Source organism: Devosia lucknowensis (assembly GCF_900177655.1).
Classification (GTDB): domain Bacteria; phylum Pseudomonadota; class Alphaproteobacteria; order Rhizobiales; family Devosiaceae; genus Devosia; species Devosia lucknowensis.
Genome location: NZ_FXWK01000001.1, coordinates 1,377,332 through 1,396,031, shown reverse-complemented (window position 1 = coordinate 1,396,031; position 18,700 = coordinate 1,377,332). Strand labels below are relative to the sequence as shown.

Below are 18,700 nucleotides of genomic sequence, written 5' to 3'. Positions count from 1 at the left end.
CGCCCCGGTGAGCCGGAGCGCCGCTTCCTAGGGGGACTTCAATGGCCGAACCGCGCGCCATGACCAGCACCACGCATCCGAGCGAGATGGTGCAAAATCCACTCCAGCGCTTCCTGATGGCAACGGAGATCGATACCCGCCTCCTGGGCATGATCGGTGCGCTCGCCATCATCTGGGTCGGCTTCAACTTCTTCTCGGGCGGGCTGTTCCTTACCCCCCGCAATCTCTGGAACCTGTCGGTGCAGACGGCGTCGGTCGCCGTGATGGTCACCGGCATGGTGCTGGTCATCGTCACGCGCAATATCGACCTCTCGGTCGGCTCGATCCTGGGTGTCGTCGGCATGGTCATGGGCGTCATGCAGACGCAGATCCTGCCGGTGCAGCTGGGTCTCGGGCTCGGCCATCCGCTGATCTGGGTGCTGTCGCTGGCATCCGGGCTGGTGGTCGGCGTCGGCATCGGAGCGCTGCAGGGCTCGATCATCGCCTATCTCAAGGTGCCGGCATTCATCGTTACCCTGGGCGGCTACCTCGTCTGGCGCGGCGCGGCCTGGTGGGTCACCGCAGGACGGACCGTCGCGCCGATGGATTCGACCTTCCAGCTGATGGGCGGCGGACCGGCCGGTTCGATCGGCAGTCTCTGGAGCTGGGTCGTGGCTGCCATCGCCTGCGCGGCGATCGTCATCGGGCTCTATTTCGGGCGCCGTCAGCGCCAGCGTTTCAACTTTCCGCAGCGTCCGGTCTGGGCCGAGGTGTCGCTCGCGGTCATTGGCTGCGGCGCAACGCTGGGTGCAGTGGCGGTGGCCAATGCCTATCCCTGGCCGGTTCGGATCGCCGAGAATTATGCCAACGCCAACGGCATCGCCGTGCCCGAAGGCGGACTGTTCATTTCGCACGGCATCGCCATTCCGGTGCTGATTGCCGTCGGCGTGGGCGTGGTCATGACGTTCCTCGCTACCCGCACGCGCTTCGGCCGCTACGTCTACGCCATGGGCGGAAACCCCGAGGCAGCGGAACTGGCCGGCATTAACACGCGCTGGGTCACGGTCAAGATCTTCATGCTGATGGGCGCGCTCTGTGCCATCGCCGCGGCCATCTCGACAGCCCGTCTCAATGCGGCGACCAACGCTCTGGGCACGCTCGACGAGCTCTATGTCATCGCGGCGGCCGTGATTGGCGGAACCTCGCTGGCCGGTGGCGTGGGCACGATCGCCGGGGCGTTGCTGGGCGCGCTGGTCATGCAGTCGCTGCAGTCGGGCATGGTGCTCATGGGCATCGACAGTCCGCTTCAATCCATCGTGGTTGGTATCGTCCTGGTTTTCGCGGTGTGGCTCGACACGCTCTACCGCCGGAACAAGCATTAGGAGTTGCGCAATGCTGGACACCGGCACGCCCCTGGTCGAAATGACCGACATTTCCATCTCGTTCGGCGGCATCCGCGCCGTCGACCACGCCTCGATCGCCCTGCATCGCGGGGAAGTGGTGGGCCTGCTCGGGCACAATGGCGCGGGCAAATCGACGCTGATCAAGATCCTCTCGGGCGCCTACAAGCGCGATGCGGGCGACATCCGCATCAATGGCGAGGACGCCACGATCAACAACCCCCGCGATGCCAAGGCCTATGGCATCGAGACGATCTACCAGCAGCTCGCCGTCGCCGATAATGTCGACGCGGCCGCCAACCTGTTCCTCGGCCGGGAAATGGTCACGTCGCTGGGCACGCTCGACGACGCGGCCATGGAATCCAAGGCGCGCGAAGTCATGGGGCGTCTCAATCCCAATTTCCGGCGCTTCAAGGAGCCGGTCAAGGCGCTGTCGGGCGGCCAGCGGCAATCGGTGGCCATCGCCCGCGCCATCCTGTTCAACGCCCGCATACTCATCATGGACGAGCCCACGGCCGCGCTCGGCCCGCAGGAAACCGCGCAGGTGGGCGAACTGATCAAGCAGCTCAAGGCCGATGGTATCGGCATCTTCCTTATCAGCCACGATATCCACGATGTGTTCGATCTCGCCGACCGCGTCGTGGTGATGAAGAACGGCCAGGTCGTGGGAGAGGCCAGGACCTCGGATGTCACCAAGGACGAAGTCCTGGGCATGATCATCATGGGCAAGGTTCCCCCGGGCGCACAGGCCGGTCCGGGCGCGATCGCCGGCTGATCTGCAGGCGTCGCGCGGGTGGCGCAAGGCCGTTGCCACCCGTGCCCGAAGCGCTCTAACCTGACTTGAGGGTTGGGCTGGTTCGTCGAGGGGGACATGGCCACGAAACGCGACTGGCTGGGCCGGGTGCTGCTTTCGGGCGGACGCCGACGGCATGGCATGTTCCTGGTTGCGGCCATTCTCGGCCTGCTGTCGGGCGGCTGCGCTTATCTCTTCGTGCCCGACCTCGCCGTGGTCATCGGCGCCATCACGCTCTTTGCGGTGTATCTGGCGCTGGTGGCCCTGGTGATGCCGGTGCTGACGGGACCTTTCCTCAGGTCGCGCGCCGCCGAAGCCGACATCCCCGTCGCGGTGATCTTCGGGGTGGTTCTGGCAACGGTCGCCGTGTGCTGTGCCACCTTGTTCATGGCGCTCAACCGCCAGGGCGGCACGGTGGCGCTGGAATTGAGCCTCAGCATCGTTTCGGTGCTGCTCGGGTGGTTCACCATCCACACCATGGCGGCGCTGCACTATGCCTATGAGTATTACGAGCCGACCCCCAGGATTTCGGGCCACGGCAGCAAGCCGTCCGGCGGATTGGCCTTTCCCGACGACCATGAACCCGACGCGGTCGAATTCCTCTATTTTTCCTACGTGATCGGCGTCGCTTTCGCAGTCTCGGACGTGCAGGTGCACAGCCGCAAGATGCGGCGTCTGGTGCTGATCCATTCCACCTTCGCCTATTTCTTCAATACGCTGATCCTCGCCGCCACGGTCAACGTCGCGGTTGCCGTCGGCAGCTGAACATCGGTGTTGTGGGCGGAGCCAACTGCCTTGGCTGGCGTTGACCTGACCTCTGGACGAACGCGTGGTGAGGACATGTCGAGCAAGCGATTGGCCGTGGACAAGATCATGCCGCGGCATGCGCAGTTCAAGGTCAGCATGGTGCTCGGCGCGCTGACGCTGCTGGCAACCGTGTTCTGGCTGCCCGCCTACACGGTCGGTCTCTCCTCGAACGTGCTGTTCCTGACGTTTCTGGTACTGACCTTCATCAAGCTGCCTTACCTCACGGCCGACTACCTGCAGGATCATGCGCGGGAGGAAGACACACCGGCCGTCGGCATTTTCCTGATCGTGGTGATCGTGGTCGTTGCGTCGCTGATTTCCCTGTTTCTGGCGCTCAACAGCGGGGAGCGGCCCGACCCGGTCGAAGTGGCGATCAGCCTCGCCTCCGTTCTCCTGGGGTGGTTCACCGTGCAGGCGATGGGCGCGCTCCATTATGCCTATGAATACTACCAGGCTTCTGGCACGGGCGGGAAAGGCAACTCTGATCTCGAAGGAGGCCTCGACTTCCCCGGTTCCGACCGTCCCGATGGCACGGCGTTCATGTATTTCTCGTACACGGTCGGTACGTCGGTCGCGACGTCTGACACCAAGGTCACCTCCAACGCCATGCGCAGACAGGTCGGGGTACACCTCGTCTTCTCCCACCTCTACAACACGATCATCCTGGCTTCGGCGGTCAACGTGATGATGAGTTTGGGCGGGGGAGGCGGCGGCTAGAGGTTGCGACGCACTGGGGCCGCATGCGATGTTCGCGCCGAACTAGCATAAGGAAGTGCCTGATGAAGACCCGTGCCGCCGTCGCCTTCGCCGCCGGAAAACCGCTCGAGATCGTCGAGGTTGACCTGGAAGGACCCAAGGCCGGAGAAGTCCTCATCGAGATCAAGGCCACGGGCCTTTGCCATACCGACGATTTCACGCTTTCGGGCGCCGACCCCGAGGGCCTGTTTCCGGCTATTCTCGGTCATGAAGGCGCGGGCGTTGTGGTCGACGTCGGTGCGGGCGTCACTTCCGTCAAGAAGGGTGACCACGTCATTCCGCTCTACACTCCGGAATGCCGCGAGTGCTATTCCTGTCGCTCGGGCAAGACCAATCTGTGCACCGCCATCCGTGCCACGCAGGGGCAGGGCCTCATGCCGGATGGAACCTCCCGCTTTTCCTTCGAGGGCAAGCCGATCCATCACTATATGGGCTGCTCGACCTTCTCGAACTACACCGTCATGCCGGAGATTGCCGTCGCCAAGATCGATCCGGCTGCTGCCTTCGACAAGGTTTGCTATGTCGGGTGCGGCGTGACGACGGGCATCGGCGCGGTGATCAACACGGCCAAGGTGGAAATCGGCGCGACGGCGGTGGTCTTCGGGCTCGGTGGCATCGGCCTCAACGTCATTCAGGGCCTGCGCCTCGCCGGTGCCGATATGATCATCGGCGTCGACATCAACAATGGCAAGAAGGAGTGGGGCGAGCGTTTCGGCATGACCCACTTCGTCAACCCGACCGAGATCGGCGAAGACGTCGTGCCCCATATCGTCAATCTCACGAAACGCCGTGGCGACCTGATCGGCGGGGCGGACTATACGTTCGATTGCACCGGTAACACCAAGGTTATGCGTCAGGCGCTCGAATGCGCCCATCGCGGCTGGGGCAAGTCGGTGGTGATCGGCGTGGCCGGGGCAGGGCAGGAGATCGCGACCCGGCCGTTCCAGCTGGTGACCGGACGTACCTGGATGGGCACGGCATTTGGTGGGGCCAAGGGCCGTACCGATGTGCCCAAGATCGTCGACTGGTACCTCGACGGCAAGATCGAGATCGATCCCATGATCACCCATACGCTGCGCCTCGAAGACATCAACAAGGGTTTCGACATGATGCATTCGGGCGAAAGCATCCGCTCGGTGGTTGTCTACTGAGCCACCCCCACCCAGCCTCCCCCTGAAGAAGGGGGAGGGGATCTATCGAGTTGGCTTCGGTGTCTTGTCTCCCGTCGGCGCCGCTCCTCCCCCTTCTTCAGGGGGAGGCCGGGTGGGGGTTTTTTGTGGTAGCTAAAATGGACATGCCTGACCCTGCCATCTTCGTCGACGCGGATGCCTGCCCGGTCAAGGACGAGGCCAGGCGGGTGGCGGAGCGTCTGGGTCTGGTCATTACCTTTGTCAGCAATGGGGGTGTCCGTCCGTCGCGCGATCCCATGGTCCGTGTCGTGGTCGTGCCATCGGGAGCGGACGCAGCCGATGACTGGATCGTCGAGCAGGCCCAACCCAACGACATCGTCCTCACCGCCGATATTCCGCTGGCGAGCCGCGCCATCGACAAGGGCTGTCACGTGCTGGGCTTTACCGGCAAGCCCTTCACCACGGCATCCATCGGCATGGCGCTGGCCATGCGCGACCTCAAGCAGCATCTGCGCGAGACCGGAGAAATCCAGGGCTACAATCCCGGTTTCAGGCCGGCGGATCGATCGGCATTTTTGAGTGCTCTCGACACCTTGGGACGCCGCGCCAAAACTGGCGCCGGTAAGTAGTCCTTAAGTTTTCGCGAGGGGATTATTAACCATAATCGCAAATTGTGAGCGCTGTTGATTTGGCGTTGAAGGTGCTCACTTGCGTTTGTTGCGTATGGTTCTTGCCGTTGGGCTCCTGGGAATTGGCTTTGCCGGATGCGCCAAGCCCATTCGCCACACCGACGTCGCGGCAGCGGCCGACATGACCACCACCGCCAGTGTCGTTCAGACGGCGTCAGCCCGGTATTCGCAACCCATGCCGAACCGCATCTTTTCGTCCAGCCAACTCGCTGGTCGTACGCTCGAAGTGGCGACCACAGCCGATATCATTCTCCGGCCCGGTGAAGTCGTCCTGACATTCGACGATGGACCGCGCGCGGGCAAGACGCCTCGCATCCTCGATGCGCTCGATCGTTATGGCGTCAAGGCCACGTTCCTGATGCTTGGCTCAGCCGCCAAGGCCAATCCGGCGCTGGCACAAGAAGTCGCCCGGCGCGGCCATACGGTGGGCAGTCACACCTATGACCATACCGACCTGACACAGCTCGACCGGCAGGCCGCGATCGACGAGATCGCGCGCGGCGAGGCGGCCGTAGCGGCGGCCCTTGGTCCGGAGCGCTTGTCGCCATTCTTTAGGTTTCCCTATCTTTCGCAGACGGGCTATCTGCGCACGACGCTGCTGCAGGGGGACATGGTCGTTCTCGACGTCGATATCGACAGCAAGGATTATTTCAAGGACACCGCTGAAGTCGTCACCACGCGGACGCTGGAGCGGCTCGATGCGCGCGGCAGCGGCATCATCCTGTTCCACGACATTCACCAGCGCACCGTCGACATGCTGCCCGGCTTCCTGGCCGATCTGGAGGCGCGCGGCTATTCGGTGGTGCGGCTCGTGCCCAGGACGTCGGGCGTGTTCGGACGCAGCGTCATCACTGCCGATGCACCGGTCGACGCCTCGCCCACCACGCAGTGATCAGGCGAACAGCAGGTCTGTAACGAAGTCGTTGCGGAATTTGCCCTCTGGGTCCATCCGGTCTGCCAGCGCCTTGAATTCGGGCATCCTGGGATAACGTGAGCGCACGACATCAGGCGCCAGAGTGAAGAGCTTGGCCCAATGCGGGCGTGGCGCGAAGGGCGCGAGGGCACGTTCCGCAACACCGACCGCAGCGATCGTGGTGTCCCAATCGGGCTTCCAGGTGAAATGGAAGCCGATCGTGTCCTGCCTGCAGGCCGAGCTCAGCCACAGGTCGTCGGCGGCGACCGAGCGAATCTCCGAAACGAAAAGCGCGGGTGAGAACTGGTCCTGCACGGCGTGCAAGGCCGCGATGGCCGCAGGGGCGTCGGCGCGTGCCACGAAGAGCTCGGACTGCAGCTCGGCGCCTGCCGAAGCGGCATTGCCGATGGAAAAGTGGAACAGCCGCTCGTGCCACGGGCCGGCGACGCCGAATTGTCCCGTGCAGGTGCTGCCATCCATGCCCGGAATGGGATGAGATGCTGCCGTCGCCGGGAGTGCCCCCAGGATATCGGCAGCCGGTTCGCCATCCTCGGCGAGCGCCTTGACCCAGACCTGGTCGACGCTGTCGCCCTGCCAGCGGGTAAAATGGCTGACGCTGTAGGCCCGGGCGGTGAGGGTATGGATATTGTCGATCACCGTCGCGACCGGCAGGTTGAGATAGACGGTCTGGCGGATGTCGAAGGTCGGCACGAGGTCGAGGGTCATTTCGGCGATCACGCCCAGTGCCCCGAGGCTGACGACGGCGCCTGCGAAATCCGCATCGCCGCGGCTGAGGCTTACGATGTCTCCGCTGGCGGTGACCAGCCGAAGGCCACGAACGGCGGCTGCGAGGTTGCGGTTGCTGTCGCCCGAGCCGTGGGTCGCCGTTACCACCGCGCCGGCAATGGTGATATTGGGGAGCGAGGCGACGTTGGCGAGCGCAAAACCGGCCGCATGCAGGGCAGGGGCGATGTCGGCATAGCTGGCGCCGCCGTCGATGGTGACCGTTCGGGCATCGCTGTCGATCTCGATGCGGCGCTGCAAGTTGCGCAGGGACACAAGGGTGTCAGGCGTGTCGGCGATACGGTTGAACGAGTGACCAAAGCCCAGTACCCGGACCTTTTGCGCGGCCTGCACGATGGCCTGTAATTGCTCGATGGTTTCGGGGTAGGCAATCGTGGCGGCCGAGAAAGTGATGTTGCCGGCCCAGTTGCGCACTGGTGCGACAGTGTCCGAATATGCGCGCATGGTTGGAATCTCGAGGATAAGTTTCGCCCATTATCCATCGGAAGTCCGGTCTGTTGCCAGCGCTTTTTCCGCTTGCACACCGAACTGGACTGGAGCCGCGCGTCGCACTAACGCTTGGTGACCGACCTGTAGCGTGGATGTGATCCGCATGGGACCTGACTTTCCGTACTACAATGGGCAGCCGGTGGCGATCAAACCGTCCGGCTGGTTCGCCATCCTGTCATCGGTCGTGATCGCCTTTCTTTTGCTGATCACGCTGCCGTTTCCGAACTTGCCGCTGAATATCGTGCCGGCGGTGATCTATACCGGCCTGCCGCTCTTGGTGCTCGCCCGGGTCACAAGCGGCCGACAGACGGCGCTGTTCCGCAGGGTGGGTGTGAAGCAGATCGCACAAGCCATAGGCTTCGGGCTTCTCACCATGGTTGTGTCCTTCGTGGTGGGCTTCTTCCTGATGCAGGTCGTCCCGATGAGCGCCAACCCGACGAGCGGCGTCGCGGCCGGTATCGGCGGCGGCATCGACCTCGGCGGCTTCCTTGTTCGCACGGCCATCCAGCTGATTGGCGAGGAACTGATGACCATACTGCCGCTGCTGGCCGTGCTCTGGCTTTGCGTCAGTCGCTTCGGCATGTCGCGCGGCAGCGGGCTCGTCATTGCGGTGCTGGTCTCCACGGCCTGGTTCGCCGCAGTACATCTGCCCACCTACAACTGGAATTTGATTCAGTGCTTCGGCGGCATCGGTTCTGCCCGGCTCGTGCTGACCGCGGCTTTCCTGCTGACGCGCAACCTCTGGGTGTCGGCGGGCGCGCACATCGTCAACGACTGGACCGAGTTCTTCCTGCCCGATCTCCTGGCCCTGGGACATACGCCGATCGCGCCGGGCGGATAGTTTCAGCCGATACGCGGGTCACCACCGCTCAATCTGGAGAGGATGTCATCCACCACGCGGGTGATCGGCGCCGTCGCGTCGATGCGCACCGCATGTCCGGCGAGGTCGTCCTGGGTTTGATGCAAACTCAAGACCACGTCGCGTTCGATCGGTTTTCCGCCGAACTCGTCTTCCGGCCGCTTCATCAGCCGCGTGCGAAGGGTTTGCGCATCGACGTCGAGAAGAAAGACCGCGTCGAACAGGGACGTGAACTGCGCTGCATTGGCCGAATGCCCGCAGAAAAACGTGATGGCGCTCGTGTGGTCCGCGATCAGCGTCCTGACGGTTTCCACCGGCCAGATCCAGTGGTCCAATCCCCACCTGACCGTGTCGGCCTCGTCCGCGAACTCCGGGGTCCGCATCGGCTCGCCGGTATCGGGGTCGCCATAATAGGCGAGGGTCCGGTCTCCATGCACCACGTGGTGCCCGCGTCGCTCGAGCTCTTCGGCAACAGTGGTCTTGCCGGTACCGGAGCCGCCTTCGATCAAGTAGTTCCGGATGCCCATCGACGTCGTCGCGCTCAGTCTTCTTCGTCGTCTTCGACGTCGGTCAGGTAGACGGAGATTTCGATGTCGATGCCGTGATTGGCGATGGCCGCCGCGGCATGGGCGGGCAGGCGGGCCGACATGGCTTCGCCTTCCGCGGGATAGTCGAAGGCGATGTCGAGCACGGCCTTGCCGACGCGTCGGTCGTCGAGCATGGCCGCCAGCGCCGGTCCCGACCGTTCCGCCAGATCCAGCACGGCGCGGACCGGATTGTCCACGGGCACATCGATCTGCGCGTAAAAGCTGTTGTCGGCGTCTTCCGGTTCATAGCGGACGCTGAGCTGCCTGAGGCCCGCGTCGAGCTCGTTCTGCGCAATCGACACGCCTGACAGCCTCAGGGCCATGGCGAAGGGCTCGAAAGTGCTCATGCCTGGCGTCCGGCGGTCGCGGCGAACAGCGCGATGGCTGCTGCATTGGAAACGTTGAGCGACTTGATCGGGCCGGGCATGTCGAGCCGCACCATCTCGTCGCAAAGCTCGCGGGTGCGCAGGCGCAGGCCCTTGCCCTCGGCGCCGAGGACGACGGCCATGGGGCGCGAATCCGTGCGCGGCCGCAACGGGGCCTCGGCTTCGGAGTCGAAGCCCAGCACCAGCATGCCGCGTTCCTTCAGTTTCTCGATCGCATCACCGAGGTTGCGCACTTCGATCATCGGCACGAGATCGAGCGCCCCCGAAGCGGCCTTGGCCATGACGCCGGTCTCGCGCGGCGAGTGGCGGGCCGTGGTGATCACTGCCTGGGCACCGAAGGCGCAGGCGGTGCGCAGGATGGCGCCCACGTTATGCGGATCGGTCAGCTGGTCGAGCACGACGACCAGCTTGGGTTCGTGCAGGTCCTCCAGCCCGAAGCGGGTCACCGGATCCACTTCCAGGGCCGCGCCCTGGTGCACGGCCTCGCCGCCGAGAAGGCGATCGAGTTCCTTGGGGTTGGTCTCGACGACCTTTACCTTGCCCAGGTTCGCTCCGGTCTCCTGGAGACGATTGAGGGCGTTGGGCGTGGCCAGCAGCACCTTCTTGATGCGGGCGGGGTTATCCAGCGCGGCGCGCACCGTGTGCAGGCCGTAAAGATAGACCGGACCGGTATCGGGATCGTATTTGGGCTTGGGCGGAAACTTGTTGCGGCTCATGTGCGGAGCGGTACCGGGTTTGCGGGCTTTCCGCAAGCAGCGGCGCAGTCGCCATCAGTTGGCGAAAGGGTCGTTGGCCGGCGTTCCCTTCTTCTTGGACTTGCCCGCGAACGGGTCGGCTGCGGGCGCATCGAGCTGGGCCTCCTGGCACTCGATCATGGCGTTGATCGCGCGGGCGCTGCCCGAAAGGCTCAGATGGGCGATAGCCTCGCCCTCATAGCTGAGATTGAGCGCGTTCTTGCGCACGAATTCGTCGAAGAAATCGACGTCTGATCCGAACACGTAGAGGAAGTTGATGTCGTCGCCCATATTGACGCCGGAGGCGATGGCCGTCCATTCCGCCTCGCGGTCGAACTGCAGCGCCACGTCATATTCTCCATCCACCTCGATGGAGCGCCAGCGGTCGTTTCCGAACATGATGTACCAGCGATCGTCGGACGAGGACATGTCGAGCCCGATGCGCAACACCGTGCCGTCGTCATATTCGTTCATGACGAAGCAGGAATTGGCCAGGCTCGGGTCGACGGCAATGTACCAGTTGCCGACCTCTCCCCAGGATAGCGTGTCCTGGCCCGATGCCGGGATCGCCAGCAGGGCGGTGATCGCAGCCAGCCCCAGGCGCGCCACGTGACGGAATTGTGCCATGGATAAGTCCCCCAACTCATAAGCAGGGCGATTATCAACCAGAGCGGATCGAGAGAGTCGAGAGCCCACGCGCCGACGCGGTTAAGGCCGGAGGCGTTGTTGATCGGGTGATCAGGGGGGTGGTGGAGGGGACTTCCGCCTCCACCATACCATTGCTGACATTGTTGGCCTGAGAAGCGCCTTAAAGCCCGGTTTTCCGCGCAATCCTTGACATTACTGTCTTTTGTCGCCACTTGTGACAAGCCGCCAGATTATGAAAAGGATTATGAAAGTGGCCCGGAACAAACTCACGGTCACCCAGATCAACGCCAGCACAAAGACGCTGCTGGGCGATGGCGATGGGCTTTATCTGCGCCGGTCCAAGTCTGGCACGAGATCCTGGATCTTCGTTTATCATTGGCAGGGCAAGCGGCGCGAGCTCGGGCTTGGTTCCTACAATTCAGGCACGGCGCCGGTCGGTTTGGTCGCGGCCCGCAAGCGGGCTGACGATGTCCGCGCGCAACTGACCGATGGCATCGACCCTATGGCCGAGAAGCGGAAAGTGGCAGCGATCCCAACATTCGGCAAAGCGGCCGACGACTACATTGCCGGGCAGAAGGCAGGTTGGTCCAATAGCAAGCATGGCTGGCAATGGGAACAGACGTTGGGCGACGCATACTGCAGTTCGATACGTAACAAGTCTGTTGCGGAAATTGGCGTCGACGATATCGTTGGGGTTCTCGAGCCTATCTGGTTGGAGAAGGCCGAGACCGCTACACGGCTCCGCATGCGGCTCGAGAAGGTGCTCGACTTCGCCAAGGTGAAGGGATGGCGCTCCGGCGATAATCCGGCCGTGCGCAGCGGCAACCTTATCCATCTGCTGCCGACCCGCACACGGCAGGTAAAGCACCATGCCGCACTCGCCTACGCCGACGTGCCGGGTGTGATGGCCAAGCTTACCGACCTCGACGGGGTAGGGGCCGAGGCTCTGCGCTTCACCATCCTCACGGCGTCGCGATCGGCTGAGGTTTTCGGCGCTCGGTGGGATGAGTTCGATTTTGATAAGAAGGTCTGGATCATTCCGCCGGAGCGCATGAAGGCTCGGCAGCAACACACTGTTCCGCTGTCCGATGCGGCCGTCGCGATCCTCAAGATCCGACTAGAAAAGAAGTCCTGCGATTTCGTTTTTCCGGGTCAAGACCTCAAGACGCCGATCTCAAATATGACCATGGGCAAGAGCTTAAAAAAAGTCGCCGCCGGCGTGACTGTCCACGGCATGCGCTCCGCGTTCCGAGATTGGGCAGGCGACATGACCAACCACCCGCGAGAGATCGCCGAAGCGGCGCTGGCGCATAAGGTAGGCAACGCCGTCGAGCAAGCATATCGCCGATCTGATGCACTTGAAAAGCGCCGTGCGCTAATGGTGGATTGGGCCAACTTCTGCACCAGCCCGAAATAATTATACTGATCAGTTTGACCATGACGACCGCCGGGCCAAAGAGACTTGGTGCCGGTGCTTGAGACCGGCGCAACCCGGAGGTCAATTTGCTCATATCCATAAAAGACGTTGCCAAGCTCACCAGCCTTTCCCGTTCGGCCATTAATGTGGCGCGGGCTGAAGGGCGCTTCCCTGCTGCGGTAGAGATCGGGCCGAAGCGCATTGCCTTCGTCAAGAGCGAGATCGAGCAGTGGTGTGCAGACCGCATTGCGGCGCGCCCCGCCAATGACAACAGCCGCGCACAGGCCGCAGCATGAGCGGCCTGCCATTCGATGGTCGGCTGCAGTGCTATTTGCGCCGCATCGCTTACGATTTCGCCGAACGCCGCGGCATCATCGTGATGGGTGAGGGCTCCTGCACCGACATGGCGGGCGCCACTGCGCTGTTCGAGGCGATAGACACTTTGGTTTTGGCCGTCGACACCTACGTTGGCGAAGTGCCTGACACGGCTTATCGCCGTCGGTCAGCAGGCGAGCCCTGGATCGTTACCTGGCAGCGCGCCTAACCCCTATGGAGCGCCCTCAGCGCTCCACCAATCTTCCCCGCTCCAAGGTGATCAATGCCTCCTCTACCAAAACTTCGGCCGTTGGCTCCTCGCCGCGCGCTCGATTATGCGCTCGAGTACGTCGATCGCGATTGGCCGGTGTTTCCGTGCCGGCCGGGGAATGTCGAGCGCGTCGACCCCGAAACCGGCGAAGTCAGGATCGCTTTCACGGCCAAGTCGCCGTTGACCCGCAGCGGGTTTCGCGAGGCGTCAACTTCGGAACGCGTCGTGCGCCAGTTCTGGACGCAAAACCCGAATGCTATGATTGGCGTCCCGACCGGCGAGGCGATAGGGGCGTTCGTTCTGGACCTGGACGTGAAGGTCGGCGCCAACGGCTTCGACTGGCTGCGCGAACACGAGGCGATCCACGGTCGTCTTCCAGACACCCTCACCGCCAACACTGCATCTGGTGGGCAACATCGCTATTTCCGACATGTCGAGGGCGTGCGGAACACTCAGGGGCCAGGCCTCGCCTCCGGCGCTGACATCCGAGGGCAGGGTGGCTATGTCATCGTGCCGGGGTCGGTCACGTCGGCCGGCGCCCAATACACTTGGGTCAATCCGGACGAAGACATCGTCGACGCTCCAGCATGGCTACTGGCCATGATTGTCAAAGAGCGTCAGCCGACCTCATCTATCCCCGAGCAAGGTCATGCCAACGACAATTCCGCATATGTCGAGGCAGCGATCTCCGGCGAAATCTCCGCACTCGTATCGACGCGATCGGGCCGGAACGGAGCACTCAACAAGGCCTCTTTCAACTTGGGCACTCTGATTGGGGCTGGAGCTATGACACGCGCCGACGCAGAGGCGCGACTGTACGGCGCGGCGATGGCAAATGGGTATGTCGCGAAGGATGGGGAGCACTCGGCGCGGGCGACGATCAAGAGTGGCCTGGACAGCGGTGAGCAGAGCCCTCGCGATATACCGGAGGCCACATTTGTCGCAGAGCAAGACGTAACGGCTTGGCTACCAAAGGATAGCTTTAAGTCCATGAGGGGTGTCGCCGATACGGGTCGTGCTGAGACCGTCGAACAGCAATCCGCATCTGCAGCTGAAGTCACGCCCAGGAAGGAAAAGCGAGAGCGGTTTGACGTCACCTGGTTCGACGATATCGAACCTTCTAAGCCGAAGAAGTCTTTCGTGAAAAGTGTCTTTGGATATGGCGAGTTCACAGTGGTCGTCGGCCTACCAGGCACCGGAAAGTCGGTCATCATTACCGACATCGCATGCCACGTTGCTGCTGGCATGGAGTGGCATGGGCGAAAAGTCGATCAAGGCCTCGTCGTGTACTTCGCGGCCGAGCGCAAGGATCTAACGGAGCGCCGCATGCTCGCATTCCGCAAGCGCCACGGCGTTCAGGACGTGCCATTGTTGGTGATCGGCGGTCGAGTTGATCTGACCAAGAACCTCGACGATGCCCGGTCAATTGCTCACTTGGTGAACAGCGCTGCCGAGGCATGCGGTCTACCTTGCCGCTGGATCATTTTAGACACGCTGACACGTGTGTTCGGTGCGGGCGATCAGAACACGTCGAAGGACATGACCTCCTTTGTGCAGTCGGTCGACGAAATCATGCACGCCACCAAGGCGCACGTGACTGTGGTCCACCACACAGCGTGGTCAGGCGAGCGCGGCAAGGGCGCTATTGACCTCGATGGTGCAGTTGATGCCAGCTTCATCGTGAAGCGCGACGGCGCCCGCTACAACCTCACCTGCGATGGCACCAACGATGGCGAGATCGGCGTCATCACGCATTTCTCCATGGAGGGGGTTGTTGTCGGCAACGACGAGGATGGCGAGCCGACAGAGGCGCCTGTCGTGGTGCCCGTAGAAGGAGATCCTCCCAAGAAGCTGAAGTCCAGCGGCAAGACAACGAAAGATCGCGTCTTTGACGCGCTGGGCGACGCCGTTGAGGCCTGTGGTGTTGAGCCCGATGGGCACCACTTCCCGAACGGCGTCTCCGTGGTCAATCTAGACCAGTGGCGGGAGTGTTATGCCGCTACTCAAAGCGGGCAACCGGATTCAGTTCGGCGAGCGTTCGATCGGGCGAAAACCAGCCTGATTTCCGACGGAAAAGTGAGGCAGATCGGGGAGTGGTTTTTCGTTTGCTGACCTAGGATTGTCCGGAGGGTTGTCCGGACAACAAATTTTTCTGTCCGGACAATGTGTCCTGAAATTAGCATCCACAAAACAGATACTTAGATTGGTACGACTTTTGACTGTCCGGACAGTTTTTCACCCTGACACCCCCTTCGGACTCTCCGGACACTTCTTTAGGAAGTGTCCGGTTGTCCGGAAGTGTTGACCGAGTTCGGTTGGGTCGGTTTGACCCGCGCCACAGCCATCCCGATATAACCACCACGGAGGGCACCACATGGCACGCAAGCATCGCCGCAAGCGGCCTACACCGTCGCCCATCCCGCCACCAGATCCTGTAATTCTGGCGGCCATCCGCGCAAACGATACCTACGAGCGACCCGCCCCGCCAGTCCGTCACATGTCGTTTTCGGCACCGCGCCGCAAGCGCCCACTCAATCCCCATCTAGCATTTCGGATGTCGGTCGCTGACAGCGACGCGTTTGAGATCTGGTGGCGCAGCCAAGATTGGACAAAAGATGGCGAGTGACTTCGTCGCGCAGCGCCTTGCATTGAACGCCCGCATCGACGCAGCAGCGCTTCGGCCGGCGAACGACAACCTGTCAGTCCAACCAACCACGAAGGATGAAGCCATCGCCAGAGTGATCGCGCGCCGCGCCGAGATGGATGGTATGGTGAAACCCACCCCAGCGTACCAAGCCATGGCCAAGAAGCTGACCAAGCGCCAGTCCAAGGGCGATCCCGCAGCGGCGAATGACAACGACACGTGGCCATTGCGCGATCAGCTCAACCGCGATCGCAGCACAGCGCTGCTGCGCGTGGCGGAGCGATACAGGGCGATTTCCGACAGCGCCGAGGCCCAATTCGAAATGATGGGCTCAGGCCCCAGTCTCGAGGCTCAGTCGCTCCTGCAGTCGAAGACGTTCAACATGGCCACGGGCAAAGACAAGCGGCATGGCATCAAGCGCATCGCCGGCGCCCCAGTAGTGTCGGATGGCACGTTTCAATCCTCAAAAGCAGCCGAGCCTGACGACGAGGCCAACCTATTCGACGGACCTAAGCCAGGTGCCACCACATTCAAGATAAAGGCCGCGAAGCGCGCACCAAAAAAGTGGAACGGCGACGATCCGCTGATTGCCCACATTGATAGCCAACGTGCCATCGCCCGGCTGCGCGCGTGCTTGGGCAGTCTGGTCGATGTCTTTGAAGATGCAGTCCTGCACGGCGAGACACTTTCGGCCATCGGCCGAGCCAAGGGCGGCAACAGTGCATCGTCGGGGCCAATAGGCCGCGCTTTCGTGATGGATGGACTGCAATTGGTTCAGGACGAGCTCCGGCTGATGGATTTGGAGCAACAGACCTAGGGTCAGAACGACCGCCAAGCGGGAAGGGGTAGGAGGCACTGTTCTCCAACCGTTTCGCTGGTTTTCAATTCACCAGCGACCCGGCCATCCTTGACTGGCTTGGACCGGGTGACATCCCAACGGCATTCGGTGGCCGCGCCTGGCAGCGCGGATATTGTGGCGTGCCAGCTACAGCCGAGCGTTGGGACCGAAATGAAGCGTCCCCCCTCTCACGAGCCGCAAGGTGCTAGGCACGTTCGCTTCATCCCCATCTCCTGGCGCGTCCTCCTCCGCAGCCGGGCGATCAGCCCCGCTCCCAGAAATGGTTGAGCGGGGCTTTGAGTTTTCGCGCACAAACAGGTAGAACCACTGCAACTTTGCTTGTTGTGGGGGTCTCGTGGTCGAGAAAATATATAAGGCGGAAGAAGTCTACGGCGTTGGTCGAGAGTTGCCGCTAAATTATGTCACACGTCCATCAGTGGACGATGTTTTCGTTAGCAACCTTACGCGCGATAAGCATGTTGTCGTGTACGGCTCATCTAAGCAGGGAAAAACTTCCCTACGAAAGCATTGGCTGAATGACAATGAGAACATCGTTGTTAGTTGCTTGAATACCATGAATCTTTCAGATCTTCATGCTGCCATTCTAAAGCGATGTGGATACAGAATTGAGCAGACTAGCTCCAAAACAGTTTCAGGAGCGTTCAAAGTATTGGCCGAGTTCAAAGGGAAGGGTAAAGTTCCTTTTGTCGCGTCCGCGGAGGGCGGAGTATCGCTAGAGCGATCTGGCTCTGATGAACAGTCGACGGTAACGGCTCGGTTGGAACTTGATCTCGGCGACGTAAACGACATTGTTGCAGCGCTTGGCGAGATTGGGCATGATCAGTATATCATCCTCGAAGATTTTCATTATCTTCCAGTTGATACTCAGCGCAATTTCGCATTTTCATTAAAAAGTTTCCATGAGAACTCCTCAATATGCTTCGTTGTAGTGGGCGTATGGAGAGAGAAAAATAGGCTTGTATACTACAACGGTGATTTAGCAGGTCGTGTAGTGTCGGTCGACGCTGATGAGTGGAAGCCTGACGAACTGCAGCAGGTTATCTCTGCTGGAGAAGCGCTGCTGAACATTTCTTTTGCTCCAAATTTTCGCGACGACGTTATCTCGAACGCATTTGACGCTGTATACCTCGTGCAGGAAGCTTGTCTGTTGGCCTGCGCTGCGGCAGGTGTTTACCAGACGTGCCAAGAACACACGATGGTCGGCGACGGCGTGTCTGCTAAGGACCTCATCGAAGAGGTCGTGCAAAGTCAGGCCGGAAGATATACGGCATTCATTCAGAATTTCGCTGAAGGTTTTCAGAAGACCGAATTAGACATGTACAAATGGCTACTGAGGGCCGTGGTCGACGTCGACGTTGCCGATCTTGAAAAAGGATTGCGACGGTCGGCTTTGTCCACTGCCGTTAAATCAGTTCACCCTGCAGGGCAGAGTCTTAACGAGGGCAACATAACTCAGGCACTACAAAATGCCGCTTCTTTACAGGTAAGCAAAAGTGTCAGGCCTTTGATTCTCGACTATGATCAGACGAGCAAAACCCTTAACGTAGTCGACCGAAGCTTTTTGATTTGGCTGGCCTACCAAGAAAAGCAGGATTTGTTTGCCGAAATAGAAGCGGCTTAGTTTTTTTGGCCTGCTCCAGCGGCGTGGATCGACACGCGCTTCAGGGCACGAGGAGGCGTGCAGCCCGTATTAAGGCAAGCAGCAAATACCTCAATTAGCGCAGCTAATCTGGAGCAGGCCAAAAAATTAAGAGGTTGTAACCCGCCCGCCATCGTACGGGCGTTTGCATTTGAGGAGCCGCCATGTCCACTGAACTGCTTCGCGACCACACCGGCTCGCTCAACCTCTACAGCGATGGCCGGCCAGTCGACGGCGTGTCGTTCTCCAGCATCGTGACGAACAACCAGGGCGAACAGGTCGCCGTCCTGCAGCTTCCGCTCACTCGAACTACCTTCGGTGAGGTGCGCAACGTGGTCCCATTCGTGCGACCGCCGCAATCTGCCCAATGACTTTTAGCGTCCATCGGGCGCCATTGGGCATCGTGCAAAATGGCCATTTCGGTCAACCGGCCATTCTTGCCTAAATCACCCGCAAACGCCCGGTTTCCGGGCTGCCCAATGGATTTTTGATGTCATCGTGCACCATTGTGCAAACCTCTGCCCGATGCCCGATGAAATCCATCGTGCAAATTCCATCGTGCAAACGCCTGTAACGCCCGG

20 protein-coding genes are annotated in these 18,700 nt (G+C 61.4%); 15 read left to right on the top strand and 5 right to left on the bottom strand.

Annotated features, from left to right (window positions below; translation table 11 throughout):
- Positions 1-41 precede the first annotated feature (41 nt).
- The 7 genes from CCK88_RS06745 (at position 42) to CCK88_RS06715 (ending at position 6,446) form a co-directional block, all read left to right on the top strand.
- On the top strand, positions 42-1,361 hold the full coding sequence (locus tag CCK88_RS06745) for a sugar ABC transporter permease (protein ID WP_086469701.1): 1,320 nt from the start codon (positions 42-44) through the stop codon (positions 1,359-1,361).
- A gap of 10 nt (positions 1,362-1,371) precedes the next feature.
- Positions 1,372-2,154 (top strand): ATP-binding cassette domain-containing protein, encoded by a 783-nt coding sequence (locus CCK88_RS06740; protein ID WP_086469700.1) that lies wholly within the window; start codon positions 1,372-1,374, stop codon positions 2,152-2,154.
- A 96-nt stretch (positions 2,155-2,250) separates the two neighbouring features.
- Positions 2,251-2,937 (top strand): DUF1345 domain-containing protein, encoded by a 687-nt coding sequence (locus CCK88_RS06735; protein WP_140048908.1) that lies wholly within the window; start codon positions 2,251-2,253, stop codon positions 2,935-2,937.
- A gap of 30 nt (positions 2,938-2,967) precedes the next feature.
- Positions 2,968-3,696 (top strand): DUF1345 domain-containing protein, encoded by a 729-nt coding sequence (locus CCK88_RS06730; RefSeq protein ID WP_140048907.1) that lies wholly within the window; start codon positions 2,968-2,970, stop codon positions 3,694-3,696.
- 62 nt (positions 3,697-3,758) lie between these two features.
- Positions 3,759-4,886 carry an S-(hydroxymethyl)glutathione dehydrogenase/class III alcohol dehydrogenase gene (locus CCK88_RS06725; RefSeq protein ID WP_086469697.1) on the top strand — a complete coding sequence of 376 codons (1,128 nt, stop codon included), beginning with the start codon at positions 3,759-3,761 and terminating at the stop codon, positions 4,884-4,886.
- 143 nt (positions 4,887-5,029) lie between these two features.
- Complete coding sequence (locus tag CCK88_RS06720) at positions 5,030-5,494, top strand: YaiI/YqxD family protein (RefSeq protein ID WP_086470848.1); 465 nt, start codon at positions 5,030-5,032, stop codon at positions 5,492-5,494.
- A 79-nt stretch (positions 5,495-5,573) separates the two neighbouring features.
- Positions 5,574-6,446: a polysaccharide deacetylase family protein gene (locus CCK88_RS06715; protein WP_244557445.1), complete on the top strand. Its 873-nt coding sequence runs from the start codon at positions 5,574-5,576 to the stop codon at positions 6,444-6,446.
- Here the strand turns inward: CCK88_RS06715 and CCK88_RS06710 are convergent, their stop codons facing one another.
- Entirely contained in the window at positions 6,447-7,715 is a 1,269-nt protein-coding gene (locus CCK88_RS06710; RefSeq protein ID WP_086469695.1) for an FAD-binding protein, read from the bottom strand.
- Positions 7,716-7,848: 133 nt separating this feature from the next.
- Between CCK88_RS06710 and CCK88_RS06705 the strand changes: the two genes are divergently transcribed.
- Positions 7,849-8,601: a CPBP family intramembrane glutamic endopeptidase gene (locus CCK88_RS06705; RefSeq protein WP_086469694.1), complete on the top strand. Its 753-nt coding sequence runs from the start codon at positions 7,849-7,851 to the stop codon at positions 8,599-8,601.
- 2 nt (positions 8,602-8,603) lie between these two features.
- On the opposite strand, the gene CCK88_RS06700 is transcribed toward CCK88_RS06705, so the two are convergent.
- The 4 genes from CCK88_RS06700 to CCK88_RS06685 are packed head-to-tail and all read right to left on the bottom strand — an operon-like array spanning position 8,604 to position 10,953.
- Positions 8,604-9,146: an AAA family ATPase gene (locus CCK88_RS06700; RefSeq protein WP_086469693.1), complete on the bottom strand. Its 543-nt coding sequence runs from the start codon at positions 9,144-9,146 to the stop codon at positions 8,604-8,606.
- A 14-nt stretch (positions 9,147-9,160) separates the two neighbouring features.
- Positions 9,161-9,553 carry a hypothetical protein gene (locus CCK88_RS06695; RefSeq protein WP_086469692.1) on the bottom strand — a complete coding sequence of 131 codons (393 nt, stop codon included), beginning with the start codon at positions 9,551-9,553 and terminating at the stop codon, positions 9,161-9,163.
- Complete coding sequence (rlmB, locus tag CCK88_RS06690) at positions 9,550-10,308, bottom strand: 23S rRNA (guanosine(2251)-2'-O)-methyltransferase RlmB (RefSeq protein WP_086469691.1); 759 nt, start codon at positions 10,306-10,308, stop codon at positions 9,550-9,552. The genes CCK88_RS06695 and rlmB overlap by 4 nt, the downstream gene beginning before the upstream one ends.
- A gap of 54 nt (positions 10,309-10,362) precedes the next feature.
- Positions 10,363-10,953: a hypothetical protein gene (locus tag CCK88_RS06685; RefSeq protein ID WP_086469690.1), complete on the bottom strand. Its 591-nt coding sequence runs from the start codon at positions 10,951-10,953 to the stop codon at positions 10,363-10,365.
- 265 nt (positions 10,954-11,218) lie between these two features.
- On the opposite strand from CCK88_RS06685, the gene CCK88_RS06680 reads away from it, so the two are divergent.
- The 7 genes from CCK88_RS06680 to CCK88_RS06650 all read left to right on the top strand — a co-directional run bounded on the left by CCK88_RS06680 (position 11,219) and on the right by CCK88_RS06650 (position 18,490).
- Entirely contained in the window at positions 11,219-12,391 is a 1,173-nt protein-coding gene (locus tag CCK88_RS06680; protein ID WP_170926380.1) for a tyrosine-type recombinase/integrase, read from the top strand.
- Positions 12,392-12,477: 86 nt separating this feature from the next.
- Positions 12,478-12,687 (top strand): helix-turn-helix transcriptional regulator, encoded by a 210-nt coding sequence (locus CCK88_RS06675; RefSeq protein ID WP_086469689.1) that lies wholly within the window; start codon positions 12,478-12,480, stop codon positions 12,685-12,687.
- Positions 12,684-12,935 carry a hypothetical protein gene (locus CCK88_RS06670; RefSeq protein ID WP_086469688.1) on the top strand — a complete coding sequence of 84 codons (252 nt, stop codon included), beginning with the start codon at positions 12,684-12,686 and terminating at the stop codon, positions 12,933-12,935. Before CCK88_RS06675 ends, CCK88_RS06670 begins: the two co-directional genes overlap by 4 nt.
- Before the next feature lie 81 nt (positions 12,936-13,016).
- Positions 13,017-15,089: a bifunctional DNA primase/polymerase gene (locus CCK88_RS06665; RefSeq protein WP_170926379.1), complete on the top strand. Its 2,073-nt coding sequence runs from the start codon at positions 13,017-13,019 to the stop codon at positions 15,087-15,089.
- A 503-nt stretch (positions 15,090-15,592) separates the two neighbouring features.
- The gene (locus CCK88_RS06660) at positions 15,593-16,438 is read left to right on the top strand and encodes a hypothetical protein (protein ID WP_086469686.1); all 846 of its coding nucleotides are present in this window, start codon (positions 15,593-15,595) and stop codon (positions 16,436-16,438) included.
- A 376-nt stretch (positions 16,439-16,814) separates the two neighbouring features.
- Positions 16,815-18,101, top strand: a complete 1,287-nt coding sequence (locus tag CCK88_RS06655; protein WP_086469685.1) for a hypothetical protein — start codon at positions 16,815-16,817, stop codon at positions 18,099-18,101.
- A gap of 182 nt (positions 18,102-18,283) precedes the next feature.
- Entirely contained in the window at positions 18,284-18,490 is a 207-nt protein-coding gene (locus CCK88_RS06650) for a hypothetical protein (RefSeq protein ID WP_086469684.1), read from the top strand.
- Positions 18,491-18,700: the final 210 nt, after the last annotated feature.